This is a genomic window from Pseudoclavibacter sp. 13-3, from assembly GCF_021168475.1.
In the GTDB taxonomy this organism is placed as follows: domain Bacteria; phylum Actinomycetota; class Actinomycetes; order Actinomycetales; family Microbacteriaceae; genus Pseudoclavibacter_A.
Map to the genome: position 1 here is coordinate 288,873 of NZ_JAJOZT010000003.1, position 26,062 is coordinate 314,934.

Annotated in this window: 20 protein-coding genes, 1 tRNA gene and 1 pseudogene; 12 read left to right on the top strand and 10 right to left on the bottom strand. The window is 66.2% G+C overall.

Going from position 1 to position 26,062, the window contains the following annotated elements; all coding sequences use genetic code 11:
• Window positions 1-88 precede the first annotated feature (88 nt).
• Complete coding sequence (locus tag LRX77_RS07400; RefSeq protein WP_231832266.1) at window positions 89-991, bottom strand: TrmH family RNA methyltransferase; 903 nt, start codon at window positions 989-991, stop codon at window positions 89-91.
• 62 nt (window positions 992-1,053) lie between these two features.
• Here LRX77_RS07400 and LRX77_RS07405 point away from each other — a divergent pair, with 62 nt between their 5' ends.
• Window positions 1,054-1,992 (top strand): 4-(cytidine 5'-diphospho)-2-C-methyl-D-erythritol kinase, encoded by a 939-nt coding sequence (locus LRX77_RS07405; protein ID WP_231832267.1) that lies wholly within the window; start codon window positions 1,054-1,056, stop codon window positions 1,990-1,992.
• Window positions 1,993-2,025: 33 nt separating this feature from the next.
• Here LRX77_RS07405 and LRX77_RS07410 read toward each other — a convergent pair whose 3' ends face one another.
• Genes LRX77_RS07410 through LRX77_RS07425 form a run of 4 tightly spaced genes read right to left on the bottom strand, consistent with a single transcriptional unit; the run spans window position 2,026 to window position 5,929 of the window.
• The gene (locus LRX77_RS07410; RefSeq protein WP_231832268.1) at window positions 2,026-2,691 is read right to left on the bottom strand and encodes a response regulator transcription factor; all 666 of its coding nucleotides are present in this window, start codon (window positions 2,689-2,691) and stop codon (window positions 2,026-2,028) included.
• On the bottom strand, window positions 2,688-4,082 hold the full coding sequence (locus tag LRX77_RS07415; protein ID WP_231832269.1) for a sensor histidine kinase: 1,395 nt from the start codon (window positions 4,080-4,082) through the stop codon (window positions 2,688-2,690). Before LRX77_RS07415 ends, LRX77_RS07410 begins: the two co-directional genes overlap by 4 nt.
• A 57-nt stretch (window positions 4,083-4,139) precedes the next feature.
• The gene (locus LRX77_RS07420) at window positions 4,140-4,976 is read right to left on the bottom strand and encodes an ABC transporter permease (protein ID WP_231832270.1); all 837 of its coding nucleotides are present in this window, start codon (window positions 4,974-4,976) and stop codon (window positions 4,140-4,142) included.
• The gene (locus LRX77_RS07425) at window positions 4,973-5,929 is read right to left on the bottom strand and encodes an ABC transporter ATP-binding protein (RefSeq protein WP_231832271.1); all 957 of its coding nucleotides are present in this window, start codon (window positions 5,927-5,929) and stop codon (window positions 4,973-4,975) included. The genes LRX77_RS07420 and LRX77_RS07425 overlap by 4 nt, the downstream gene beginning before the upstream one ends.
• A gap of 237 nt (window positions 5,930-6,166) precedes the next feature.
• Between LRX77_RS07425 and LRX77_RS07430 the strand changes: the two genes are divergently transcribed.
• A complete protein-coding gene (locus LRX77_RS07430) occupies window positions 6,167-8,083 on the top strand; it encodes an ABC-F family ATP-binding cassette domain-containing protein (RefSeq protein ID WP_231832272.1) in 1,917 nt (638 codons plus the stop codon).
• A gap of 121 nt (window positions 8,084-8,204) precedes the next feature.
• Here the strand turns inward: LRX77_RS07430 and LRX77_RS07435 are convergent, their stop codons facing one another.
• Window positions 8,205-9,386 carry a MarP family serine protease gene (locus LRX77_RS07435; RefSeq protein ID WP_231832273.1) on the bottom strand — a complete coding sequence of 394 codons (1,182 nt, stop codon included), beginning with the start codon at window positions 9,384-9,386 and terminating at the stop codon, window positions 8,205-8,207.
• 104 nt (window positions 9,387-9,490) lie between these two features.
• Here LRX77_RS07435 and LRX77_RS07440 point away from each other — a divergent pair.
• The 5 genes from LRX77_RS07440 to LRX77_RS07460 all read left to right on the top strand — a co-directional run bounded on the left by LRX77_RS07440 (window position 9,491) and on the right by LRX77_RS07460 (window position 14,855).
• Window positions 9,491-9,562 (top strand) — tRNA-Gln (locus LRX77_RS07440).
• Window positions 9,563-9,591: 29 nt separating this feature from the next.
• A complete protein-coding gene (gene glmU / locus LRX77_RS07445) occupies window positions 9,592-11,064 on the top strand; it encodes a bifunctional UDP-N-acetylglucosamine diphosphorylase/glucosamine-1-phosphate N-acetyltransferase GlmU (RefSeq protein WP_231832274.1) in 1,473 nt (490 codons plus the stop codon).
• A gap of 45 nt (window positions 11,065-11,109) precedes the next feature.
• Entirely contained in the window at window positions 11,110-12,087 is a 978-nt protein-coding gene (locus LRX77_RS07450; RefSeq protein WP_231832275.1) for a ribose-phosphate diphosphokinase, read from the top strand.
• Between the two features lie 14 nt (window positions 12,088-12,101).
• Window positions 12,102-13,214 (top strand): asparaginase domain-containing protein, encoded by a 1,113-nt coding sequence (locus tag LRX77_RS10530; RefSeq protein ID WP_231832276.1) that lies wholly within the window; start codon window positions 12,102-12,104, stop codon window positions 13,212-13,214.
• Window positions 13,215-13,274: 60 nt separating this feature from the next.
• Window positions 13,275-14,855 (top strand): amino acid permease, encoded by a 1,581-nt coding sequence (locus LRX77_RS07460; protein WP_231832277.1) that lies wholly within the window; start codon window positions 13,275-13,277, stop codon window positions 14,853-14,855.
• Between the two features lie 276 nt (window positions 14,856-15,131).
• Here LRX77_RS07460 and LRX77_RS07465 read toward each other — a convergent pair whose 3' ends face one another.
• The 3 genes from LRX77_RS07465 to LRX77_RS07475 form a co-directional block, all read right to left on the bottom strand.
• Window positions 15,132-15,683, bottom strand: coding sequence for an NADPH-dependent FMN reductase (locus LRX77_RS07465; protein ID WP_231832278.1), 552 nt, complete (start codon window positions 15,681-15,683; stop codon window positions 15,132-15,134).
• Window positions 15,684-15,913: 230 nt separating this feature from the next.
• Window positions 15,914-18,979 (bottom strand): DEAD/DEAH box helicase family protein, encoded by a 3,066-nt coding sequence (locus tag LRX77_RS07470; RefSeq protein WP_231832279.1) that lies wholly within the window; start codon window positions 18,977-18,979, stop codon window positions 15,914-15,916.
• Window positions 18,976-21,201, bottom strand: coding sequence for a site-specific DNA-methyltransferase (locus LRX77_RS07475; protein WP_231832280.1), 2,226 nt, complete (start codon window positions 21,199-21,201; stop codon window positions 18,976-18,978). Before LRX77_RS07475 ends, LRX77_RS07470 begins: the two co-directional genes overlap by 4 nt.
• A 100-nt stretch (window positions 21,202-21,301) precedes the next feature.
• Between LRX77_RS07475 and LRX77_RS07480 the strand changes: the two genes are divergently transcribed.
• The 5 genes and pseudogenes from LRX77_RS07480 to LRX77_RS07495 all read left to right on the top strand — a co-directional run bounded on the left by LRX77_RS07480 (window position 21,302) and on the right by LRX77_RS07495 (window position 25,229).
• Window positions 21,302-21,592 (top strand): helix-turn-helix domain-containing protein, encoded by a 291-nt coding sequence (locus LRX77_RS07480; RefSeq protein WP_231832281.1) that lies wholly within the window; start codon window positions 21,302-21,304, stop codon window positions 21,590-21,592.
• 165 nt (window positions 21,593-21,757) lie between these two features.
• A complete protein-coding gene (locus tag LRX77_RS07485; protein WP_231832282.1) occupies window positions 21,758-22,894 on the top strand; it encodes a DUF222 domain-containing protein in 1,137 nt (378 codons plus the stop codon).
• Between the two features lie 36 nt (window positions 22,895-22,930).
• Window positions 22,931-23,074 (top strand): annotated as a pseudogene (locus LRX77_RS10605) (HNH endonuclease signature motif containing protein); the annotation flags it as partial.
• Window positions 23,075-23,215 carry a hypothetical protein gene (locus LRX77_RS07490; RefSeq protein WP_231832283.1) on the top strand — a complete coding sequence of 47 codons (141 nt, stop codon included), beginning with the start codon at window positions 23,075-23,077 and terminating at the stop codon, window positions 23,213-23,215.
• A gap of 166 nt (window positions 23,216-23,381) precedes the next feature.
• The gene (locus LRX77_RS07495; protein WP_231832284.1) at window positions 23,382-25,229 is read left to right on the top strand and encodes an AMP-binding protein; all 1,848 of its coding nucleotides are present in this window, start codon (window positions 23,382-23,384) and stop codon (window positions 25,227-25,229) included.
• 128 nt (window positions 25,230-25,357) lie between these two features.
• Here LRX77_RS07495 and LRX77_RS07500 read toward each other — a convergent pair whose 3' ends face one another.
• A complete protein-coding gene (locus LRX77_RS07500) occupies window positions 25,358-25,789 on the bottom strand; it encodes an organic hydroperoxide resistance protein (RefSeq protein ID WP_231832285.1) in 432 nt (143 codons plus the stop codon).
• Between the last annotated feature and the right edge of the window lie 273 nt (window positions 25,790-26,062).

The window sequence follows — 26,062 nt, forward strand, 5'->3', positions numbered from 1 at the left end:
GACTAGTCCGTGTTGCATGCAACATGCAATGTCGGCGACGAGGTACTGCCGGCCGCCGTGTCAGCGCAGGGCCCTCACCGCGGCGCTCTCACCGCAGGGCCCACATCGCCACCGCGCTCGACGCCGCGACGTTGAGCGAGTCGATGCCGTGGGCCATCGGAATCTCGACCAGGGCGTCTGCCGCGCGCAGGCAGGCGTCTGAGACGCCGTACCCCTCAGAGCCGAGCACGAGCGCGAGACGGCCGAAACGATCGGGTGCCGTGCGCACCTGGTCGGCGAACTCGTCGAGCGTCACCGACCGTTCGTCGAGGGCGAGCGTCGCGACGTGGTAGCCGGCATCGTGCAGCTGCGGGGCGAGCTCGCGCCATCCGCCGACATGCGCCCACGGCACCTGCAGCACCGTGCCCATGCTCATGCGCACCGCCCGCCGGTACAACGGGTCTGCCGTGCGGGGCGTGAGCAGAATGCCGTCGGCCCCGAGTGCCCCCGCAGAGCGAAAGATCAACCCCACATTCGTCGGGTCGACCACGCCCTCGACGACGACGAGACGCCGTCGGCCACCGGTGCCGGCCGCAACACCGGCTGCAGCGTCCACCGCCGTGGGCCCGGCGATCACGTCGGCGGCATCGAGCGGGGCGGGCCGATTCATGCAGCCGATCACGCCGTGATGCAGCTCGAAGCCGGTCAGCCGTTCGAGCACCGCGGCATCGCCGGTGAACACCGGAACCGGCGGCAGACCCGCCTGCTCGCGCGCGGCATCCCCATAGCCGGCTGCAGTCAGCTGGAACTCGACCTCGGCCAGTGCGCTGCGCTCGGCCAGCACCGAACGCGGCTCGTGCCCGGCCGCCAGCGCGCGCTCGAACACGAACTTCGACTCGGCGAGGTACAGCCCGCGTTCGCTGTCGATGCGGCGCCGCAGCGCTGAGTCGGTCAGGCGGGCGAAGTCGTTCAGGCGCGGGTCGTCGAGGTCACGCAGTTCGATGGCGGTCACGGAGCCAGAGTATCGCGCGCGATGGCGCGATCGTCGAGCATGCCGCGGCTAGACTGGGGCTCATGCATCCCGCATCGCCGCCGATCGTGACCCGCACGCCGGGCAAGATCAACCTGCTGCTTGCCGTGGGCGGGCAGTACGACGACGGGTATCACAAGATCGTCAACGTGTTTCAGGCGGTCGATCTCTACGAAGACATCTCGGTGCGCTGGGCCCCGGAGTGGTCGCTGCACTTCACCGGCAGCCACTCGTTGATCGTCGACGACGACAACCTCGTGCTGCGCGCCGGTCGGCTGCTGGCCTCGCGCGCCGCGCAGCTGCGCACCGTCTCGTCGCCTGAGAACTTGGCCGCTGCGTGCACGGTGCGCAAGCGGGTGCCGATCGCGGGCGGCATGGCCGGCGGTTCGGCGGATGCCGCCGGCGCGCTGGTCGCACTCGCTCGGCTGTGGCGGCTCGAGGTCTCTCGAGAGCAGCTCGGCGAGATGGCGGCAGAACTCGGTGCAGACGTGCCGTTCGGCCTGGTCGGCGGCACGGCCATCGGCACGGGGCGGGGCGACCGCCTGACCGCCGTGATCACGCGCGAGGCCTATCACTGGGTGCTGCTGACGCAGGGCGAGGGCCTCAGCACGGTTGACGTCTATCGCCGGTTCGACGAGCTGGTCGACGACGGCCAGATCGATGCGACCGGCAAGGCTCAGGCGTTGGCAGAGGCTGAAGCCGTGGTCACTGCACTGGCCACGGGAGACCCGGAGCAGTTAGGGCGGCACCTGCGCAACGACCTGCAGGCCGCGGCGATCAGTCTGCGCCCGAGCCTGCAGCACACGCTCGATGAGGCGCGCGACCTCGGTGCCGTCGCCGGCATCGTGTCCGGGTCGGGGCCCACGATCGCGCTGCTGGCAGGCGATGCGCATCATGCCGCGGCATTGGCCCAGTCGATGCTGGCCCGCGGGCATCAGGCCAGTGTGGTCTCGAGCCCGGCACGCGGTGCGCATGTCTTGTGAGGGGTGCTGGCGGGATCAGCACAGGAGTGCCGGTCAGATCAGTCCGAGCTCGAGAGCCTTGGTCGCCGCGCGGGTGCGGTCGTTGACCTGCAGCTTCTGGTACGTGCGCAGCAGATGCGTCTTCACCGTCGGCTCAGAGATATAGAGTCGCTCGGCGATCTGGGCATTGCGCATGCCCTGTGCGACGAGGCGCAGCACCTCGGTCTCTCTCGGCGACAGGGGGCTGAGCGGCGGGGCAGGTGAGGGTCTCACCTCATCCGCATCCGGCGCAGACCCGCGCTGCAGCCGGGTCACCAGCGCAGTCGCCACCTGCGGCGACAGAGCGACCTCGCCCGCGACCACGGCGCGCACGCCGGCGATGAGCTCGTCCGCGGGCGCCGCCTTGATCAGATAGCCCTTGGCACCCGCAGCGATGGCTGCGACGATCGCGTCGTCATCCTCGTAGGTGGTCAGAATGACCACCCGCGTCTCGGGCACCCGCTCCGAGACCACCCGAGTGACCTCGACCCCGTCGCGTCCCGGCATGCGCAGATCGCACAGCAGCACATCGGGGTGCTCTGCCGTCACCAGGGCCACCGCCTCGTCGCCATCACTGGCCTGGCCGATCAGATCGATGCCGGCCTGCCCGTCGAGCAGCGCGACGAGCCCGCTGCGCACGATGGGGTGGTCGTCGGCGATCGCCACTCGAATGGTGTTCACAGGGTCGCCTCCAGAATCGTGCCGTGCGGTTGCGCCCGCACGGTCAGGGTGCCGCCGGCCTGCGTGATGCGCTGTTCGAGGCCGGGCAGGCCGAACCCGCGGCTGTCTGAGACGACGAACCCGGCTGACAGGCCGCGCCCGTCATCGATCACGGCGAGTGTGACGGCGTTGCCGTCGGATGCTCTGCGCAGCTCGACCCGCACCGCGTCGGCGTCGGCGTGCTTGCGCGCGTTGGCGAGCCCCTCCTGCGCCGCGCGCACGAGCAGCGTCTGACGCCGTTGCGTCATCGCCTGATCGCCCAGCGCGTCGAGGTCGGTGTGCACCTCGATGCCCGTCTCGCGGGCGAAGCGCTCGCAGACCTGTTCGAGGGCGAGCGTCAGCCCGTGTGACGAGGTGAGCCCCGCGGTGCTGGTGGTGGCCACGAGGGCTCGCGCCTCGGTGAGCGCCTGATTGGCGCTCGACTCGATGACGCCGAACAGGTGAGCCGATCGCTGCGAGTCATGCTCTCGTGCGCCCTGCTGTGCGAGCATGACGATGCCGGCGATGCTCTGTGAGACCGTGTCGTGCAGATCGGCCGCCATGCGAGCGCGCTCGCGCTCGGCCGCCAGATCGGCTCGCTCGGCTGAGAGCTGCGCTTCCTGCCGACGCAGCTGCTCGAGCAGCATCTCGCGTTCGTGACCGCGGGTGAACGCCATCGTCAGCCACACGCCCATCGCGGTGCTGAACAGCCACGAGACCATGCCGATCGAGCCCGCGCGCAGCAGCTCGGCAGGCAGTCCGCGGTCGTCGACCGCCCCCGAGGCCAAGCCGCTCCAGCCGCTGTCACCCCATGTCCCCGCGAGCAGCCCCGCGGTGACGCCGACGGCAGTCGCCAGATTCCAGATCAGACCGCGTCGAAGTCCGCGCGAGAGCATCCACAGGCTCGGATAGAACACCGCCTGCAGGGTCGCCATCTGCGGGTCGCCCGTCACCGCCAGCATCAGGCCCAAGATGGCGGTGACGAAGTACCGCACGACCTGCGCGTCGTAGCGGCGCATCGGCTGCGACGGCACCGTGGCCCCGGCGACGAGCTGCCGGTCGAGTCGGGCTGTAGACGCCATGGCGCTGCGGCCGAAGACTGCCCACGCGCCGAGGAAGACGGCCGCTCCCGACAGTGCGATCACCATCGCCGGGGTCGAGTCTCGAAAGCCGTTGCCTCCGCGCGCATCGGCGACTGCGGCAGCATCTGCACTGACTTCGGCGTGCCACGAGAGCACGGTCGAGGCGGCGAGGGCGCCGGTGAGCGCGATGAAGAGCAGCGTCCAGACCCACTGCCACGAGCGCTGCGCGGGCTGTGCGGCGGATGCCGGTGCGCGCCCGTCGGCGAAGGCGTCGGCTGTGAGAGCGGGCATGTCCATCAGCGTAGCTGCACCTGTTCGGTGGGTCGGATGCGGCATTCGCGGGCCGACTCAGCGTCGTTCACCGGGCACCCACCTGAAGGTGAGCAGGGTCACGACCAGACCGGCGACGAACCAGACGGCCAAGACGATCGCCACGAGGCCCAGCTGCCAGGTCCCGCCCCGCTCGAGCACCGAGAACTGATCCGGCAGCAGCGCAGCGCGAAAGCCCTGGGCGATCCACTTGAGCGGAAACAGCGAGGCGACATCCTGCAGCCACTCGGGCAGCTGCGAGAACTGCAGGTAGACGCCCGAGACGAACTGCAGAATCAGCACCGGCGGCAGCACGACCGCGGTGGCGCTCTTCGCGCTGCGCGGCAGGTACGAGACGAGAAATCCCAGCACGACCGACGTGCCCAGCCCGAGCAGAAAGACCCAGATCAGCGTCGTCCAGGCCGACCAGGTGTCGGGCAGGGGCACGTCGAAGGCGAAGCGTGCGACCGCGATCAGTGCAACAGCCTGCACGAGCGCAGTGATCAGCACGAGACCGAGTTTGCCGAGCAGATAGGCCGCGACCGGCAGGGGAGTCAGCGCGAGGCGCCGACGCGTGCCGTCATAGCGTTCGACGGCGAGGTCGGAGCCGAGGTTCTGAAACCCGCTGAGCAGCACCCCGCTGGCGAGCATCGCCGGCAGGTAGTAGCCGGCAGCGGTCAGGCCGAGGTCGTCTGGGCCGAAAGACAGATTCGAGAAGGCCGTGGCGAAGATGCAGAGCATCATCACGGGAAACAGAAAGGTGAAGAACACGGTGTCGGGCTGACGGCGGTAGGCGCGCAGCTCAACGTCGATCCGAGAGAGCGTCAGCGCGGCGAGGGTCGGGCGGTGCCGGTGGATGACTGTCGAAGTGCTCATGCTGCGGGCCTTTCATCGGTGCTGTCGTCGATCAGTGCGAGGTAGGCGTCGGCGAGGGTGGGGCGGCACACTTCGAGGTGCTCGGGTTCGCCCTGAAGCCGGGCAGTGATCGAAGCGATCAGCGCACCCGGCGTGGCCGTGATCTCGGAGCGGTCTCGGCCATCCTCGCGCCATCGCACAGTCGGCAGATGCAGCTCGGGCCGATCGGCGAGCGCTGGGGTCTGTGCCAGGTCACTGCCCAGCGCGACGAGGCGGCCACTGGCGATGACGGCGACGCGGTCGGCGAGATGCGCGGCCTCTTCGAGGTAGTGGGTGGTGAGCACGATGGTGGTGCCACCGGCCTTGATCGTGTCGATCAGGTGCCAGAATGCCGTGCGCGCCAGCGGATCGAAACCGGTCGTCGGCTCGTCGAGAAAGAGCACCTCGGGGTGGCCGACGACTCCCTGCGCGACGTCGAGGCGTCGGCGCTGGCCACCTGACAGCGCGCGCACGCGCCGGTCGGCTGCAGCGGTGAGCCCGACGCTCGCGATCAGGTCGTCGACCGACCACGGATCGTCGTACATGCCGGCGAAGTGCGTGAGCTGCTCGCGAACGGTGAGCACGCCCGACTCCTGGGTCTCCTGCAAGACGACTCCGACGCGGTTGCGCATCTCGCGGGTCGAGTGGCGCGGATCGGCGCCCACCAGGCGCACGCTGCCATGGTCTGGCCGGCGAAACCCGATGATCGTCTCGACCAGGGTGGTCTTGCCTGCGCCGTTGGGGCCCAGCAGCGCGAGCGTCTCGCCGTCGCGCACGTCGAGCGTGATGTCGTCGAGCACCTTTCGGCCGTGATACGACTTGCTGAGGCTGCGCACCGCGATGGGCGCCGGAGCTGCTGTCGATGTCGGCGCTGCTGCTGATCCGCCAGCATGAACAGAGTGTGCGGGGTGCGTGGGGTCGTCCGTCTGAGTCATGACCCCATGTTCGCCGGATGCGCGGTGCAGGCACATCGACCGGCCGGCTGAACCTGCGGGGCCGGGGCGTTGCCCGTGTCATCCGTTCGGCTGACAGCTGCGGGGGAGTGACAGCCCCCTTGGCTCTCAGCACGGGAGTGACGGCCACTGACATTCTGACGCAGACCTGTCGCTCGCGCGCGACCCGGCATCCTGCTCGCGCCGAGCCCTGCACCAGGGGCGCGGTACCCTTGTCGAATGGCACACCTTCTCGGCGCCGAGCACATCAGCCTCAGTTACCCCACCAAAGACGTCTTCGACGACCTCTCCCTCGGCCTCGCCGAGGGGCAGCGCATCGGCATCGTCGGTCGCAACGGTGACGGCAAGACCACCCTGCTGCGACTTCTCGCCGGCGAGATGCAGCCCGACACCGGGCGGGTCACCCGTCGCGGCAGCATCACCGTCGGCGTGCTCGCGCAGGCTCCGAACCTCGACCCGGACGAGACCGTCGGCCACGCGGTCGTGGGCGACCTGCCCGAGCACGAGTGGGCGTCGCAGCCGCGAGTGCGCGACGTGCTCGCCGGGCTGCTCGGCGACCTCGACTGGCACGCCACGACTGGTGCGCTCAGCGGTGGTCAGCGTCGTCGCGTCGCGCTCGCGGCTCTGCTGCGGCAAGACTGGGATGTGCTCTTTCTCGACGAGCCCACCAACCACCTCGATGTCGAGGGCATCACCTGGCTCGCGCGACACCTCAAGCAGCGCTGGCCGAAGAACGCCGGCGGGCTCGTGATGGTCACCCACGACCGCTGGTTTCTCGACGCGGTCTGCACCGACACCTGGGAGGTGCACGACGGCACCGTCGAGCCCTTCGAAGGCGGCTACGCGGCCTATATTCTGCAGCGCGTCGAGCGCGACCGCCAGGCCGCCGCCGTCGAGGCCAAACGCCAGAACCTCATGCGCAAAGAGCTGGCCTGGCTCGGCCGTGGCGCGCCGGCGCGCAGCTCGAAGCCGAAGTTCCGCATCGAGGCGGCCAACGAGCTGATCGCCGACGTGCCGCCGGTGCGCGATCGGGTGCGGCTGCAGTCGATGGCCACCTCGCGTCTGGGCAAAGACGTCATCGACGTGCTGGGCGTGACGGTGCAGTATGACGAGCACGTGCTCATGCACGACGTCGAGTGGCGCATCGGCCCCGGCGATCGACTCGGGCTGCTCGGGGCGAACGGCGCCGGCAAGTCGACGCTGCTGAGCCTGATCACAGAGGCCTCGGGCAAGGGCGGCTCGACGCAGGCCGCTCAGCTCGATGCCGGTGACGGCACTGCGGTGACCACCGGCCGCATCAAGGTCGGCAAGACCGTGAAGCTCGCCGAGCTCACCCAGGAGCTGCACGAACTCGACGAGGTGAACGACGACCGCGTGCGCGAGGTCGTCGGCCGGGTGCGCACGACCTACAAGGTCGGCGACGAAGACCTCAGTCCGTCGCAGATGCTCGAGCGGCTCGGCTTCTCGAGCGCGCAGCTGTCGACCCCCGTGCGTGATCTCAGCGGCGGGCAGCGCCGTCGCCTGCAGCTGCTGCTCACCCTGCTCGACGAGCCGAACGTGCTGGTGCTCGACGAGCCGACCAACGACCTCGACACCGACATGCTTGCCGCGATGGAAGACGTGCTCGACGCCTGGCCCGGCACGCTGATCGTCGTGTCGCACGATCGGTACTTCCTCGAGCGCGTGACCGACGACCAGTACGCCCTGATCGGCGGAACGCTTCGGCATCTGCCCGGTGGGGTCGACGAGTTCCTGCGGCTCGATGCGGCTGCGCATGAGGGCTCTTCGGCGGATGCCGACACGACATCGTCCTCATCTCGCGTCGGCAGCGGCGCTGGTGCCGGTCAGGGGGCGCCTCGCGGCGCAGGCGACGGCGGGAACGCGACTGCAGCATCCGCCGCGCCGCAGCTCAGCGGGGCCGCACGCCGTGCCGCAGAGAAGGAGCTGGCGGCGCTGGAACGCAAACTGGGAAAGACCCGCGATGCGCTGGGCAAGATCGACGCCGATCTCGCCGCGGCCGACCAGAGCGACTTCGAGGGGCTCGCCACGATCGATGCGCTGCGCAGGTCGACGAGCGCCGAGATCGACGAGCTCGAGGCCGAGTGGCTCGAGCTGGCCGAAAAGCTGGAGGGGTAGCTGCCCGTTCAGCGCACATCGAGTTGGTAAAAACACTGCTCATGAGCCCGAGATGAGCAGTTTTTCTGCAAACTCGGTGAGTCGCGTCGCGTGATCCCAGTGCACCTGCTCTGGCGCGTTGTCAACCCGCCGTGCACTGCCCCGAGCTGACGGCAGCAGTCAGAGCAGGCGCCTGCTGCACGACCGGTCGCAGCTGGCTGAGGGTCAGCGCATAGCCGACATTCGACACTGACCGCTCCTTCGCGAACACCACACCGGCGACCTGCCCGTTGGTGGTGACCACTGGCCCGCCGGAGTTGCCCGGTCGCACCTCAGCCGCGAGGGTCAGCACGTCTCGTGGCCCCGAATCGCTGAAGTTCACGATGCCGTCGGCGATCACGCTGGCAGCACCCGACGTGAACGGTCCACCGCCGGGATACCCCTGCACGGCGCCCTGCGTGCCGACGCCCACGTTCGACGCGAGTCGCAGCACCGGCGCGTCCAGGCCGTCCACATCGATCACCGCGAGGTCGGCTGCCGCATCGTAATACGTCACGCGACCCGTCTTGGCCCGTTCTCCCGGGGCTTCCACGACCGGTTCGTCCACGCCCGCGACGACGTGCGCATTGGTGACCACACGGTCATCGCTCACCACAAATCCCGACCCGGTCTGCTCCTGCCCGCAGGCATAGGCCGTGCCGCTGATGCGCACCACCGACTTCGCCGCCTGCGTGAGCTCGGGGCTCGAGAGATTCACCTGAGGCAGCGTCGGCTCCTGGGTGACTCCGCCGAGGGCCTCGACCACCCAGGGCAGGCCCTCGTCGAGGGCGCTCTGCCCCCACGTGGCCGCGCTGCTGCGCAGGCTGGTCGGCATGAGCGCGTCGATCGTCGAGATCACCCGAGAGCCGCTGATCGTCTGCGTCAGCCAGGGCGCGCCGATGCCGCCCAGCGCCGAAGCGACCAGACCGATGGCCAGGCTGCTGGTGAGCAGGCCACCCAGTGCTCCGAGCAGCCGGTTGACGGCTCCGAGGCGCACGCGATCGAGCATCCCGCCAAGGCTGCCGCCGATCATGCCGCCCAGCGCGCCGCCGATGAACACCAACCCGAGACCGACGATGATGACCAGTGCGATGCGCGTCGCCCCGGGAGTGTCCCACGTGACGACCAGGGGAATCATCAGCCAGGCGGCGAAGGCCCCGGCGACGAGTCCGGCCAGGCGCAGCATGATGCGGGCGAGCCCCCGTCGAGCGCCGCTGATCGTCTGCTGCACGATGGCGACGAGCAGGGCGATGTCGAGCAGCAGCATGCCGGCAGTCGCGTCCATGGTCTACATGGTAAGCGGTGCGCTCTCGACGTTTGCTGTGCGATGTCAGGTGGCACGCGTCGACGGCCCACGAGTAAAGTGGTCTGCGGCAGTCCTGCTGCCGGTCCGCCTTAGTGTAACGGCAGCACGACAGCCTTTGGAGCTGTGAGGACCAGGTTCGAATCCTGGAGGCGGAGCGCAGTCGAACCGATGGGAGCTCAGGCAAATGGCTGACAGCAACTTGGCAGTGATCATTCTCGCAGCAGGGCAGGGAACCCGCATGAAGTCGGCGACGCCGAAAGTGCTGCATGCGCTTGCCGGCCGTCCGCTCATCGGGCATGTGCTCTTCGCCGCCGACGCCCTCGAGCCCGACCGCGTGGTCCTCGTCGTTCGTCATCAGCGCCAGCGCGTCGAAGAGGCCGCCCGCACGCTGCTGTCGCGCGTCGAGATCGCCGAGCAGGGCGAGGTTCCCGGCACCGGCGCCGCTGCCGAGGCCGGTCTCGACGTGCTCGATGAGGGCTTCGTCGGCGACGTGCTGATCACGAGCGGCGACGTGCCGCTGCTGGGTGAGGATGCGCTGGCTGCGTTCATCGCCGCGCACCGTGCCAGCGGAGCGGCTGCGAGCGTGCTCACCGCCCAGATCGCAGACCCGACGGGGTATGGACGCGTCGTGCGCACGGCATCGGGCAATCTCGAGGCGATCGTCGAACAGCGTGACGCGACCGAGCAGCAGCTGCTCATCGACGAGGTCAACTCCGGCACCTACCTGTTTCAGGCCAACGACCTGCGCCGCGCACTCGCGCAGGTGGGCGTCGACAACGCGCAGAACGAGAAATACCTCACCGACGCCATCGGCGTGCTGGTGGGCGAGGGTCGCCCCGTCTCTGCGCACATCATCGACGACCCGATGCTCGTGCAGGGCATCAACGATCGCCAGCAACTGGCCGAGGTGGCCACCGAGCTCAACCGTCGCATCATCCGTCGCTGGCGTCTGGGCGGCGTCACCATCCAAGACGCCGCGAGCACCTGGATCGACGTGACTGTCGAGCTGGGGCAGGATGTCACACTGCTGCCGGGCACTCAGCTGCGCGGCACGACTGTGGTGCAAGACGAAGCCGTGATCGGCCCCGACACCACGCTCATCGACACCGAGGTCGGCTTCGGCGCCGAGGTCTGCCGCACGCATTCGCTCTCGGCCCGCATCGGCGAGAACGCGCATGTGGGGCCGTTCTCATACCTGCGTCCGGGCACTGTGCTGGGCAACGACGGCAAGATCGGCACGTTCGTCGAGACCAAGAACGTCACCATCGGCCACGGCGCCAAGCTGCCGCACCTCAGCTACGCGGGCGACGCTGAGATCGGCGAGGGCTCCAACATCGGCGCGGGCACGATCTTCGCGAACTACGATGGCGTGCACAAGCACCGTTCGACGGTGGGGCCGCAGGTGCGCACCGGTGCGCACAACGTGTTCGTGGCCCCCGTGCACATCGGTGCCGGCGTCTACTCGGGCGGCGGCACCATCATTCGCAAAGACGTACCGGCGGGTTCGCTCGTGATCACCCAGGCACCTCAGGTCAACAAAGAGGGCTGGGTCATCGAGCATCGTGCCGGAACGGCCGCGGCAGAGGCAGCCGAGGCCGCTCTGCACGGCGAGCAAGACGCCGAGCAGAGCAACGGCCGCATCAGCGGCAACGAGTAGTCAACAACGAGCAGCAGTCGGCGACAGGCGACAGAAGGGCATCCCGTGTCGGGAATTAATGCGGACAACCACAAGCGACTCGTCTTGGTCAGCGGCAGGGCACACCCTGCACTGGCTCGAGAGATCGCGAAGAACCTCGGCACCGAACTGGTGCCGACCAAAGCGCTGAACTTCGCCAACGGCGAGATCTACGTTCGGTACGACGAGAGCATCCGCGGGTCTGACGCCTTCGTGATCCAGTCGCACACGTCACCGATCAACGAATGGCTGATGGAGTCGCTCATCATGGTCGACGCGCTCAAGCGCGCCTCGGCCAAGCGCATCACCGTTGTGGCCCCCTGCTACCCGTACGCCCGCCAGGACAAGAAGCACCGCGGTCGCGAGCCCATCTCGGCCCGCCTCGTCGCCGACCTGTTCAAGGCGGCAGGTGCCGACCGCATCATGTCGGTCGACCTGCACTCGCCACAGATCCAGGGCTTCTTCGACGGGCCGGTCGACCACCTCTTCGCGCAGCCGATTCTGCTCGAGCACTTCCGCCAGACCCTCGGGCATGACGATCTGACCATCGTCTCGCCCGACATGGGTCGTGTGAAGGTCGCCGACACCTGGAGCGACAAGCTCGGTGCGCCGCTGGCCATCATCCACAAGCGTCGCGATCCGCTGGTGCCGAACCAGGCGACCGCGCACGAGATCGTCGGCAACGTGCAGGGGCGCACCTGTCTCGTGGTCGACGACCTGATCGACACCGGCGGCACGATTCTCGCTGCGGCACGTGCCCTCAAGGCGCACGGTGCGGCGAAGGTCGTCGTCGGTGCCACGCACGCCGTGTTCTCAGACCCGGCGGTCGAGCGGCTGACCAGCCCCGAGATCGACCGCGTCGTGGTGACGAATACGCTGCCGCTGCCGGCTGACAAGATCTTCCCGACACTGACCGTGCTGTCGATCGCACCGCTGATCTCGAAGGCCATTCACGAGGTCTTCGCCGACGGCTCGGTGACGTCGATGTTCGACGGCGCCGCCTAGACGTCTTCGACCGCGTGCGTCTCACAGTGGTGCACACCGGCGGCACGATCGGCATGACCGAGAGTGCCGCCGGTCTCGTTCCCGACCCTGATTTCGTCGGCTGCCTGCGCGCCGAGGGGGCACTGCCCGTCGGCACAGAGGTCGTCGAACTCGCCCCGCTGCTCGACAGCGCCAACGTGGGGCCCGTGCAGTGGCAGCTGATCGTCGATGCAGTGGTCGACGCGATCGGTCGTGGTGCGGATGCCGTGGTCGTGCTGCACGGCACCGACACGTTGGCCTACACGGCGGCTGCGCTGTCGCTCGCACTGCCGCTCGCACTGCCGCAGGCCGACCGACCGGCACGCGTGGTGCTGACCGGCGCACAGCATCCGCTGTATGCGGCCGATGGCGCACACGACACCGATGCCGAGAAAAACCTGCGCGACGCGATTGCTGCTGCGCAGGCTCCAGCGCCAGCCGCGTGCGAGAGAACTGCATCAACCTCTGCGCGGCTGACCGAGTGCGGCATCGCGGGAGCAGTCGAGGTGTTCGTGCAGTTCGGCGGCCATCTGCTGCCCGGCCTGCATGTCTCCAAGACTTCGTCGGTCTCGGCGCAGGGCTTCACCGCGTCGAACGGACGCCGCGACTCGTTCGCCGCCGAGGCCGCCGCTGACGGCGCCTCGGCGAGGCCGTTGGAGTTCGGGGCATTCGCGCCGCACGAGATCGGGGTCGCCACGGTGTATCCGGGAGTGACCGCGGCGCTTCTCGATGCGGCGCTCGGCGAAGGGCCGGCCGCCGTGCTGTGCTGTTTCGGATCGGGCACGGTGCCGTCTGAGAGCCCCGGGCTCGAAGACGTGCTGCGTGAACACGCCCGCAGGCAGACGGTCGTCGCCATCAGTCAGAGCGGGCATGGCGGGGTGCATCTGGGCGCCTATGCCGCAGCGGCCGCGTTACAGGCTGCGGGAGTCGTCGACGGTCGCGACCTCACCCTCGAAGCGGCGCTGGCGGCGCTGCACGTCGCCCTGGCCTGCGCACTCGACGCCCCGGGCACCGCGGCATTCGTCTCCGGAGTGGCCAGGCAGAGCGCGGGATGGCGGGCAGATCGGGCTTCGCCGCCGCACCGCGTTTCGCGACCCGCTGAGGTCTGACCACACGGGCACTCCGCGACAACAGCATCCATCACACGACAATTCTGAGAGCAGAGCAGTATGAGCGAGCATGACGACGCCTGGTCGCCGGCCGAGAAGCGTGCCGGCCGCATCGGCACCGAGGAGCAGGCCGGATTCAAGAAGGGGCTGAAACCCCGCCAAGTGCAGATGATCGGCTTCGGCGGGGCCATCGGCACCGGGCTCTTCCTCGGTTCTGGTGGGCGACTCGAGCAGGCCGGCCCCGCCCTGCTGATCGACTACGCCGTCTGCGGCATCTTCGCGTTCCTCATTCTGCGCGCCCTCGGCGAGCTGGTCGTGCATCGCCCGTCGTCGGGGTCGTTCGTCTCGTACGCCCGCGAGTTCTACGGCGAGAAGATGGCCTTCTTCAGCGGCTGGATGTACTGGTTGAACTGGGCCACGACCTCGATCGTCGACGTCACCGCGGTGGCGATCTATGTGAAGTGGTTCGGCGACGTGGGCATGCTGCCCTGGCTGCAGTCTGTGCCGCAGTGGTCGATCGCGCTGATCGCGCTGGTCGTCGTGCTGGGCATGAACATGATCTCGGTGAAGGTGTTCGGCGAGCTGGAGTTCTGGGCTGCGCTCATCAAAGTCGTCGCGCTGGTGGCGTTCCTGGTGGTGGGGTCGCTGTTCCTGATCTTCGGCATGCCCGACGGGTCGCCGCGCGGGCCGACGCTGATCTTCGAGAACGGCGGCATGTTCCCGAACGGCGTGATGCCTGCGCTGGTGATTCTGCAGGGCGTGGTGTTCGCATATGCCAGCATCGAGCTGGTCGGCACCACGGCCGGCGAGACCGAGAACCCGCGAAAGGTGATTCCCAAGGCGATCAACACCGTGGTCATGCGCATCGCCCTGTTCTACGTGGGGTCGGTGCTGCTGCTGGTGCTGCTGCTGCCGTATACGGCCTTCCACGCCGGAGAGAGCCCGTTCGTCACGCTCTTCCGCGGGGTCGGTTTCGAGGCCGCGGCTCCGATCATGGAGCTGGTCGTGCTCACCGCCGCGCTCTCGTCGCTGAACGCCGGGCTGTACTCGACCGGGCGCATCCTGCACTCGATGGCCAAGGGCGGAACCGCACCCGCGTTCGCCGGGCGGCTGTCGAAGGCGGGCGTGCCCTACGGCGGCATCCTGATGACGTCGGTCGTGACCCTCGCCGGCGTCGTGCTGAACATGATCGTGCCCGACCAGGCCTTCGAGATCGTGCTGAACCTCGCCGCCTTCGGCATCATCTCTGCCTGGGGAACCATCACGCTGACCAACATGCGCTTCGTCAGACTGTCGAAGCTCGGGCTCTACGAACGCCCTGCATATCGCATGCCCGGCGCGCCGTACACCAACTGGATCACGCTGGTGTTCCTGGCCGCGGTCGTGGTGCTGATCGGCTTCGACTACCCGACCGGCACCTTCACGATGCTGTCGATGATCGCGGTGGCCATCGCGCTGGTGGCCGGCTGGTTCGCCTGCCGCGGTCGGGTGCGTGAGATCGCCGCGCAGCGCCTCGGCGAGACGGGGATGTTCCCGGTCGTCGCGAACCTGCCCCACGAACCCGGTGAAGCTGGGCTGCGTCGGCGAGTCGAGGGCCGTGTGACCCACGACGATGAGGCCGGAGGGGTTGGCCGACACTGAGTGCTGAGTGCTGAGTGCTGAGCTCGGCTCGCAGCAGCAGCAGCCGATCGTGCCCCAGCGCAGCCATCTCTGTGCCGGAAAAGCACGGTTCCGCCCGGATGTACACGGTTCTGCTCAAATTCGGCCAATCTCGACAAAACCGTGTCACTCTCGACAAAACCGTGCGCAAACCCCGGCAGACAAGATCGCCCTGCACCTCATCAACGAGGGTGCAGGGCGATCTGTCAGGGCGGTGGGCGGCCGGGCTCAGCTCCCAGAATCAGTGGCGGGCAGTCATCAGCCGTTGACGCGGTGAATGAGCGCGACGAAGGCGTCGATGATGCTGGTCACGAACTTCGCAGTGTCTTCGCTGGCGAACTCGCCAGCCTCGTTGAGCAGCTCAGGCGTGAATTGGATGAACCCCTCCGGCTGACCGAGCTGGACGGTGTTGAGGAACGAGAGAATCGACCGCAGGTGCTGCTGACCTGCTGCGGTGCCGACGGCCCCGGGCGAGGTGCCGATGACTGCGACGACCTTCTCGTTGAACGAGTTGGTGCCCCACGGGCGGCTCGACCAGTCGATGGCGTTCTTCAATGCGCCAGGGATCGAACGGTTGTACTCGGGGGTGACGATGAGAATGCCGTCTGCAGCCTCGATCGCGGCCTTGAGCTCCTTGCCCTCTGCGGGGAAATCGGCGTCGTAGTCGTAGCTGTACAGCGGCAGGCTCTTGATCGGGATCTCGAAGAGCTCGACGTCTGCGACGTCGAGCTTCGTGATGGCTTCGGCGAGCTTGCGGTTGATGGACTGACTGGCGATGCTGCCGACGATGTAGCCGATCTTGAGAGTCATTGGGGTCTCTTTCTGCTGGTTGTGCTGATGCGTGTTCGTGCCTGGCGCCTGTCTGGGCGATGCTGGTCTCAGATGATCACGCCGTTCACTTGCATAAACCTATAACCATTGTCGCAGCAACTAAAATGGCCCGCAGGCGACCGGCGTGTCGTGCCCAAACCTCAGCAGGACGCCACAACAACGCGTCAGCGTGCTTCAGGCCCGTGGCGCGAATCGGCGCACGCCATCGCTCAGAACAAGGTGCTCGCCTGGTCTGCAGCGGAATGCAGGCTGGCGAACTCCATCAGAGCGACGAGACCGCCGTTCTGTTCGCGATAGCGGTGAAAGAGATCTTCGCCGATCAGGGCGTAGTGCCAATCCTTCTCGCCGCGTTGTTCGAGGGGCAGAGCGTTGATGCGTTCGACCCATGCGAGTGCAGCACGCTGCTTGCGCTTCACGTTCTCGTCGCTCAGGCTCGACTGCGCCTTTGTCTCGACCACGTAGACGTCTGATGCGGTGCGCACCAGAAAGTCGGGGGAGTAACGCGCCGGGTATCCGGTGTCTTTCCGATAGGGGCGCTGCAGCCAATCGTGTTTGTGCTCGTCGATCTTGCAGTAGGCCTCGATCGCTCCAGTCTCGTCTGCCCACTCGACGAAGTCTCGCTCAAGGCCGCCTCCTTTGCCCCTCGCGGGAATGCGCAGCTTCGGGTAGATGCATTTGCGGGCCTCGATCAGACGGGCGGCTGACGCCGTGAGCGACCTGGCCTCAGACAGCTGCCGGTAGTCGACCACAGCGTCGGCCGTGGTGGTGCGGTCGAGCTGGTCGACCAAGGCGGGCACGAAGACTTTGGCAACCTCCTCGGGCATTCCTGAGAGCAGCAGCAGACGCCAGTTCTCATCTTCCATGGGGTCGAACGGCTGGCCGAAGAGCCGGGTGCGAACATAACGATCGATCATGCCGATCAGCACTGGCCGGGCGATCTGCAAGACAGGAAATGCACTGTGCCGCTTGCTGCGCTCACCCGAAGCCGTCTGTGCGCGGCCCATCACATCGTCGATGTGCGCGGCGATGCGGGCGAGATACTCGCTGTAGCTCGCCGCGGTGAACACACCCGCGTCGACGACGTACTCGCCCAGAGTCGTGCCTTCGAGCGCGTCATGCTCCGTGAAGCGCTCGCCGTGACCGACCTGTTTCTTCAGATCGTCGAACGGGTACTTCGACCGGGACAGGCTCGTGATGTCGATGCTCGGCTCGGCGAGTTCTTCGTCTGCGTCGCGAATGATGAAGGGGATCGAGAAGTCGAAGCGCTCGTAGTCATCACGCAGTTCGACCACTTCGATGTCGCCAGTCGTGCCGTCGGTGGTCTCATCGGGATCTTCACCGATCTGCCCGGCTCCGAGCTCATCGACATACCAGCCCTCGTACGCGGGATGCTCGATGATCGACAGCAGATCGAAACGCGTGGTGGGTGAGAGACCTTCGCGAATGCGCTTACGGTTCTCCGCTTTCATCGAGTCAATGTCTTTGTTGCCGCGCCACATGAGTCTCAGGCCGCGACCGACCACCTGCTCCAGCAGAATCTTGCTCTGCGACGCGCGCAACGGCACGATCACGCAGATGCTGTTCACATCGAACCCCTCGCGAAGCATGAGTACGCTGATCACGATCCGTGGGTTCTTCAGCCGGTCGAGCCCAGCCAGCTGGCGTTTCACGGCAGCCCATTCGTCGGGCTTCATATCGCCCTTCTTGTCACTGTCGATGCGCAGCATCTCTTCTGCAGGAATGCCCTGCGACAGCAGGTGGGCCTCAATGGCCTTGGAGGCCTCGGTGTTTTCGGTCAGCACCAGGAGCTTCGGATGTTTGGATTCATCGACTTTGGCAAAGTCCTCTTCGAGAATTGCCAGTTTTCTCAGACCGGCACTCAGCATGATGGCCTGCCCATCGCTCACCCTGCGATTGCCGTCATCGTCAACCTCAGTGCGAAAATCGAGGTCTTCAGTCGCGACGCTGGCGATCTCGCTGCGCTTGTCGAGCGCGATGCTCTTCACAAGCCCGTATTTGATCGCTGCTCGCAGGTCGAAGTCGACGACAATATGAGGAAAATAGACTTTCCGCGTTCCTCCGCCGCGCACGCTCTTCTCACCGTACGGGGTCGCCGTGAAGTCGATCTGTGTGAACTGGTCACCTTTTGAAGCGCCAATCTCATCGAGCGCTCGCTGCCATTCGACTGGTTCGATCACACCGTCGCGCTTGACCTTGTGAATATGATGCGCCTCGTCATTGAACACCAACAGGTCGGGTAGGTCGCGCAGCCACTCGAACTCTGTTCCGCGGCCGGCGCGGCGGTCGAGCGTGTCAAGACTGTTGCCCGATGCGATGCCCGGCGTCAGCGGCAGGATGCTGGCCGCAGCGGCCTTGGCATCGGGATCAAGCCCGTCGGCCACCACGTCTGCTTCGTCGTCAGGCAAGAAGTCCTTGGCATCCTTGTCTTTGCCAGCGAGCAGATGCCAGTTGGTGATGGCGATGATGCCGTTGGGTGTCGTGCGGCGGCCGATCTCAGCCTTCTCGACAACGGCACCTTGCATGAACGCATGTACGCGCTCACGGTGCCGGTCGGGAATAAAGAGTGCCTCATTCGAGAAGATATCGCTGGTGCGGTAGTCCCGCTGCAGCGCCGCGTCAGCGCCGTTCGCTGGTGCGCTGACGCCAGCATCCGCCGGTTTGCCCTTGAACGAGTCGAGCAGCCTGTCGTAGACGATGAGCCCGGGTGCGACGATCAAGAAGTTCTTGGTGAATCGACGATCGTTCGGCGCGGCCAGTGCGTTCAGATACTGCCAGATCAGCAGAGCGTTCAGCACCCAGGTCTTTCCCGTTCCGGTCGCCATCTTGATGGCGTACTTGGGATGCCGGTTGCTGGGGTCGCTGATCTCATTCGTGTCGATCGTCTGGTGCAGTCTTTCGTTGCGCAACCAGCCTGGTACCAGTCGATCGTAGATGTCGCTCAGTGATGTCGTGCCGAGCACTTCGTGGGCATAGATCACCGCGATGATGGCATCACGTTGCCCTGGGTGAAAGTTGGGCTGCCCGATGTCGTCTCTGGTGGCGATGTTGTCTTCGTGAAACCACCAGTCGAGCAGTTCGGCGGTGATCGGGGTGACCTGATCAGTGATCGTGTTGGGTGTTCCGACGCTCAGATCCCTGGTGGCGTCTGCTGTGGCGACGGTGATCGCGTTCGCGAGGGCGAACTCAGCGTCTTGCGTGCGCACCGACTGCCCTTCTTCTGGGTGCAAGATGTCATTCTCGGTGATCAGGCTCATCGTGCGCCTCCTGCGTTGATTCCGGGTGCTGCAGCGATTCCAGGTGCCGTAGCGTCCTGACCACTCGCGGGCTCGGTAACGAGATTCGCTGAGGCTTCGCTTGGAACTCGCAAGAGCTTCTCGGACTCATACCCGAAGACGTCCACTGCCCGAATCGCGATCACGCGGTCTGCGCCGAATGGGTGATCGGCGGCGCGTTTCGCGGGGTCGATCGTCGGCACAGTGAGGGATGCAGTGGTGCCGGTGCGCAGTTCGTCTTCGTCGTTCGCGCCATTGCCGCGGTATTCCTGCCAGGTCGAGCGGAAGGTGATCCCGTCATAGTCGGGGTCGACGGCCCAGTATTCGATCAGCGCCAGTGGTTCGGCGTTCAGCACGGCGCGCACACGGTCGCGATCCTCCTGCTTGTCGAGGGGCAGTGCGTCGGGATCGACCAATACGTAGTTGTCGAGCTGTACGACAAGGTCGTCGGTCGGTCTGCCGTCGGCGTCGGTGCCGTGCGAGTGGTGCGCGAGGTGCGCGTCGACGTACTGCATGGTCGAGAAGGCGATCTTGCCGCGCAGGTTCTTGTCGCCCTTCTTCTTCAGCTCGTCGAGCAGGTTCGAGGGGATGGCCTTGACGGTCAGGTTCGGGTCGCCCAGCTTGCGAATGGCATCGGTGATGTCGGTGCTGAAGTTCCAGCCGAGCACGGTCACCTTCCTGAACCCGCCGAGCGTGCTGTCTCTCAGGCTCTGCGCGCGACGCAGCGTGGTGAGGCCGGTGACCGCTCTGGGGCTGTCGACGTAGACCAGTTCGGTGTTGCCGACTTGCCCGAGAGAGTTCTTGTAGTTCGACTCAGCAGGCAATGGAAGTGCGCCGTGCTCACCATAGAGGCCGAGCACGACCTTCGCGAGATCGCCCACGCGGAACTTGCGCCCGAGCGCATTCTTGGCCTGCTCGATCTGATAGTCGCCGACGGACTGGTAGAGAAAGGGCTTCGTGCTGCCGTCATCGGTGGGCGCATCGGTGATGTCGACGAGTCGCTTGCGTGTGATCATCACGGCGGGCTTGCCCTGGTCGACGGCGATCCATCGGCGGCCGAGCTTCTCGGCGACTGCAGCAGTGGTGCCCGATCCGACGAAGAAGTCGGCGACGAGGCCGCCCTCTGGGCAGGAGGCCTTGATGATGCGTTCGAGGAGTGCCTCGGGTTTTTGGGTTGGGAACCCCAGGCGTTCGCCTTTGAGCTGTGCAATTCCAGGGACATCTGACCAGATGTCATCTACCACGGATGTTTTGTAGTAATGACCTTTGCGTTCTTGAAGATAGTACTTAATTCGGGGAGTCCCTGCAGTGGTGCTGAAAGTCCGCTGCTGTCGATCTATAACGGCTTCGCCCCCTCGACTTATGAAGACTCGATGTTTGTCGTGGAGATCAATGAGGCTTTGATCGGAATACGTACCCTTGTGTGAATGTGAGAAGTACCCATATTCGTCTTTCAAGAACTCGTCTAGGTCGCTGACCTCGGTCTCCTTGGTCGCTCGCTGATAGTAAGGGGCGACGCCGGCCGAATAGATTAAGATGTAGTCAGCGTTGTGTCCGAAAAAAGTGGAGTGCTGCTTCATTCCACGAGACACTTCTCTGCGCCAGGTGATCTGGTTCCTAAAGGCATCTTTGCCCATCACTTCATCCAGCACAATCTTCACGTATGCGCCCACATGCCAGTCCAAGTGCACGTAGATGCTCCCAGTGTCTTTCAACAGCTCGCGCATCAGAATCAACCGAGGTGTGATCATCCGCAGGTACGAGGCTGTGCCATCCGCCCACGTGTCTGAATAGGCGGACTGCTCGGCGACGGTCGGGCGCTTGCTGACGTCCACCGAATCGTGCGAGCCGGGCGCTGCCGGCAGCTGGATCTTTGACCGATAGTCGGCCTTCGAGTCGAACGGAGGGTCGATGTAGATCAGATCCACCTGGCCGCGCAGGCTCGCGTGGTCGTCGTCTCCGGCGAGCAGTGCGGCGAGAGCGAGCAGGTTGTCTCCGAAGATCAGCCGGTTCGGGGCGTCGGGAACCGCAGCAGCATTCCCGGGTGAGAGTTCGAAGCCACTGGCATTGCGGTGCGGAATCACCAGTTCCCGCGTCTGCAGCCCCACCCGCTGCGTGGTGCCGATGCGCTCGAGAATGCGACGGGCCTCTTCGCGCCCCTCCTTCACGATCTCTGGCAGTTCCTCGATCAGTGACTTCGGCATGGGCCAGCTCCCCCTCGTGTGCGGTATATGTACATGAGGCATTAAAGCATCATGCACTGACACTCTGGTGACTCGAGCCTGAGGTGGGTAGTCATGTCGTATGTCTCAGCCGCATTCAGAAGCCGCCCGAATCGTGGGCGAGCGCATCAGCGCTCTGCGCAATGGGCTGGGCATCAGTCAGCAGGAGCTCGGTGAGCTGGCAGGCATCCACTTCACGAACATCGGCAAGATCGAGCGAGGTGGTGCGAACCCGACGTTGCTGACGCTCGTGCGCATTGCCGCTGCTCTTGAGATCGATCCGGGCACTCTCGTCCAGGGGCTGACCGGCGACATGGTTCCCGACCGCCCGCATACGGTGACGGTCTCTGACCTCATTGCCGCGCGCAAGTAGTCGCTGCGTCGACTGGCCACGGGCAGCCTCGATGCGAGCAAATAGCGGCTGAGAATCGAGTCACAGAACTCTGCACAGCGAGACCTGTCAACGCCCGTTATCCACAGAACCGGCGCGGCTGAACGCTGGTGTCTGAATGTCGGTGGCTCGTGATGGAATCAAGCCATGAACACGAGACCAGGCCTCCGCAGCGAAGCGCCTATTGGCGGGCACATCTGCGCTGGCGACGGTGCCCGGGTCGCCGACATCGGTCAAGCGCAGGTCGAGCTCGACCGGCTCGAAGCGCGTCAGACCGAGATGCTGGGGTGGCTGCAGCGTGACACAGTCAATGACGATCGCGAGCAGACGGGGCCTGTCGAGTGGAAGCTGGCGGCGATGTGCGCCGATGTCGCCTGCGAGCTGCGCCTGAGCGAACGCGTGGTGCAGCGACTCATGAATCTCGACGATCAGCTCATCTCCCAGCTGCCTGCCACACTGCAGGTGTGGCGCGAGGGCATGGTCACCCGTCGGCATGTCGAGGTGATCGCCAAAGAGCTCACGGGGCTCAGCGACTGTGAACGCTCGGCCTGCGAGAGTCGCCTCATCGACGCCGTTGTCGACGACCACATGACTCCCGCCGAGCTGAGACGGCTCGCGCGCCGTCTGAGAGAGCAGCTGCGCGAAGAGTCGCCCTATGCGCGTCATCTGCAGGCCAGAACCGATCGCCACGTCGCGTTGCAGCCGGCCGACGACGGCATGGCCTGGCTGAGCACTCTGCTGCCCGCTGTCGAGGCGGCTGCCTGCTACGACCGCATCCGATCGATCGCCGCGGGTGTCAAGAGGTCTGATGCTGGCGGCCATGCGTGCAGTGACAGCGAGAACCGCACGCTGTCACAGATGCACGTTGATGTGCTCCGCGACCTGCTGATTCACGGTGTCGTGCCAGGTACAGACTCCCCGTCGCTCCCGGGCTCCGATCTGAATGGTGCATCACGCTCACCGGAGGCTGACCCTACACACACGAATGCGGTGTCCGAGGCGGCTGCGTCATCTGCCACACGCACGACGCCTGCACGCACAGCATCAGGTCTTGGCGCCGGCATTATCGCGCGCGTGACGGTTACCGTTCCCGTGATCTCACTGGCGAAGGGGCTGCAGCCTCAGGCCGCATCACACCACGCGCAGACGACGCATCGCATCGCAGAGCTCGAAGGCGTCGGGCCGATCAGCGTTGAGACGGCGCGAGAGCTGGCAGCCGAGTCGTCGGTGCTGTTCCGCATGATGACCGACCCCAGTACCGGCGCTGCGCTGAGCCTCGACTGAAAGCGATATCGCCCGTCTGCAGATCTACGAGAATTCGTGCGCGCCCGTGATGCGACATGTCGTTTTCCCGGCTGTCTGCGGGCGGCGCACCACTGCGAAGTCGATCACACGATCGACTGGCAGTGGGACGGCCCCACCAACGCCGACAACCTCGCCTGTCTCTGTCGGCGGCACCATGTCATGAAGCACCAATCTGACTGGAGGGTCAAACAGATCGGCGACGCAGTGCTGCGGTGGGTGAGTCCGACGGGCGCGACGTACAAGACGCTCCCGCACGCGGCCGCCGGCCGCGGGCCGATTCCAGACGAAGCACCGTTCTGAGGCGTCAGCGTGGCCTTCCGTGTCTGAGCCTCGCTTCTCGGCCCCGCTTCCCGGGCCCGTGCACGACTCTCTTGCATTTCACAGCCGCGCCCCGACCACAGAACGGCCCTTCGCATTCCCCGCTTGTCGCGCCGGGCATCCGCACGCCGGCCAATACAATCGACGCATGACCACTGCAGCCGAGATCAACGCCACCCGCGCCTGGAATCGCTTCTACGCAGACGGCACGCCGAAAGACATTGATCTGCCGACCGGGTCGCTCTACGACATGCTCGAAGGCAGCGCCAACCGCTTCGGCGATCGCGTGGCGATCGAGTTCTTCGGGCAGGAGCTCACCTTCGCTGAGCTGCGCGCGCAGGTCGACGCGGTGGCCGAGGGGCTGCGACTCGAAGGCGTCGCCGCGGGCACCCGCGTTGCGCTGATCATGCCGAACTGCCCGCAGCACGTCATCGCGTTCTACGCGGTGCTTCGGCTGGGCGCGATCGTGGTCGAGCACAACCCGATCTACACCGCCAGTGAGCACGAGAAGCAGTTCCTCGATCACGAGGCAGACATCGCCATCGTCTGGACCAAGGTGGTCGGCACGCTGCGCAGCATGAGCGACGCGGCCGTGCCCAGTCGCATCGTCTCGGTCGACATCACCCGGGCGATGCCGCTCAAGCTGCGGCTCGCGCTGCGCCTGCCGCTGGCCAAGGCCCGCGAGAAGCGTGCGGCGCTGGTCGGCCCCGCGGCCGAGACCAAGCGGTTCGAACAGCTTTTGAAGTACGGCCCGATCGACCAGTCGTACCCGCGACCGACCAACGAGTCGCTCGCTCTGCTGCAGTACACCAGCGGCACGACCGGCGACCCGAAGGGCGCGAAGATCACGCACGGCAACCTCTGGGCCAACGCCCGCCAGGGCGCCGCCTGGATGCCCCGCTTCACCCCGGGCGCCGAGACGATCTACGGGCTGCTCCCGATGTTCCACGCGTTCGGGCTGCTGCTCTCGGTGATCTATGCCGTGCACGTCGCCGCGCGGGCGACGCTCTTTCCCACGTTCGACCCGGCGCTCGTCGTCGAGGCGTCCAAGAAGCACCCGGCCACGTTCATACCGGCGGTGCCCCCGATGTACGACCGGCTCGCGCGAGTGGCACGCGACGGCAAGCTCGATCTCAGCGGTGTGATCTATGCGATCTCTGGGGCGATGACGCTGAACGACGCCATCGTCGAACGCTGGGAGTCGGTCGCGGGTGGCCGCCTCGTCGAAGGCTACGGGCTCACCGAATGCAGCCCGGTCGCGCTCGGCAACCCGTTCTCCGATCAGCGCAAGACCGGTACCATCGGCATCCCGTTCCCGTCGACCGATATCAGAGTGGTTGACCCGAACGACGTCGAGCGCGAAGTCGAGACCGGCGAGGCCGGCGAGCTGCTGATACACGGGCCGCAGGTTTTCCAGGGGTATTGGAATCGACCTGCAGAGACCGAGGCGGTGCTGCTCGACGGCGGCTGGCTGTGCACCGGCGACCTGGTCACGCAGGATGCCGACGGCTTCGTCACCGTCGTCGACCGCAAGAAAGAGCTGATCATCACCGGCGGTTTCAACGTCTCGCCCAGTGAGGTCGAAGCGGTGATCTCGAAGGTGCCGGGCGTCGCCGAATGCGCGGTGGTCGGCGTTCGGCGGGGCACGTCGCAGGTCGAGAGCGTGACGGCCGTGATCGTGCCCGAGCACGCGGATGCCGGCGCAACCCCGCCTGTGACCGGAGCCCCAGCGTCCGCCGGTCCAGCGTCCGCCGGCGCAGCATCCGTGAGCACGGCATCCGCAGAGAAACCGGCGCCGCTGCTCGACGACTCGCCCAAACCCTTCGACGAGCAGGTCGCGCGTGAGTACGCCCGCGAGCACCTGGCAGAGTACAAAGTGCCGCGCTCGTACGTGATCTGGAGTGAACTGCCGAAGTCGCTGATCGGCAAGGTGCTGCGCAAAGAGGTGCGCGATCAGCTTGAGAACGGCCCCCGTGCGAACCACGAGACCAAGTAGTCGCTGACAGCCGGTAGCCGGCCGGTAGTCAGTCGTCAGCGTCGAACGAGAACGATGCGAAAAATGACCGAGGGCGCACGCCAGGCAGATGCCGGCGTGCGCCCTCGGTGCGTGCGACGCGGCGAGCGTCAGTCGTCGGTTGCGGTGACGTTCACGGGGATGTTGCCTCGAGTCGCGTTGCTGTACGGGCAGACCTGGTGGGCCTTGTCGACCAACGCCTGGGCCTCGTCGTGGGGCAGACCAGGGATGTTCACCTCGAGATCGACGGCCAGTGCGAAGCCGCCCTCGCCGTTGGGACCGATGTGCACGCGCGCGCCGACCGATGTGTCGTGGATGGCCACGCCCTCGTTCTTGGCGACCAGCTGCAGCGCACCGTGGAAGCAGGCGGCGTAGCCCGAGGCGAAGAGCAGTTCGGGGTTCACCTTGCCGCCGGCTCCGCCCATCTCGACAGGAACGGCCAGATCGAGATCGATCTGACCGTCGGTGGTGTGCACGTGACCGTTGCGTCCGTCTCCGGTGGCGAGGGCCTCGGCGGTGTAGAGCGTCTTGGTGATGGGCATTGGTGTTCCTTCCCTGGGTGTCAGAGAGACACCCAGAACTCGAGGAACGGTGGGCAGGCCCCACCGCATGTGCCGCCATTGTCTCGCAGGAAGCTGGGCGCCACCAGTGTGGGGAGTGAACGTATAGGAAACGCACGATGTCTCATCGACACGCCCGGGTGTGGTGGGTGGTTTTGGGTGGTTGGTGGGGTGTGGGTATTGTTTCTTCTTGTCACCCCAAAGGTGCTGGGATCTGTTGGGTTCTGGGCCTCAAGCGGGACCGCTCATTTGTTT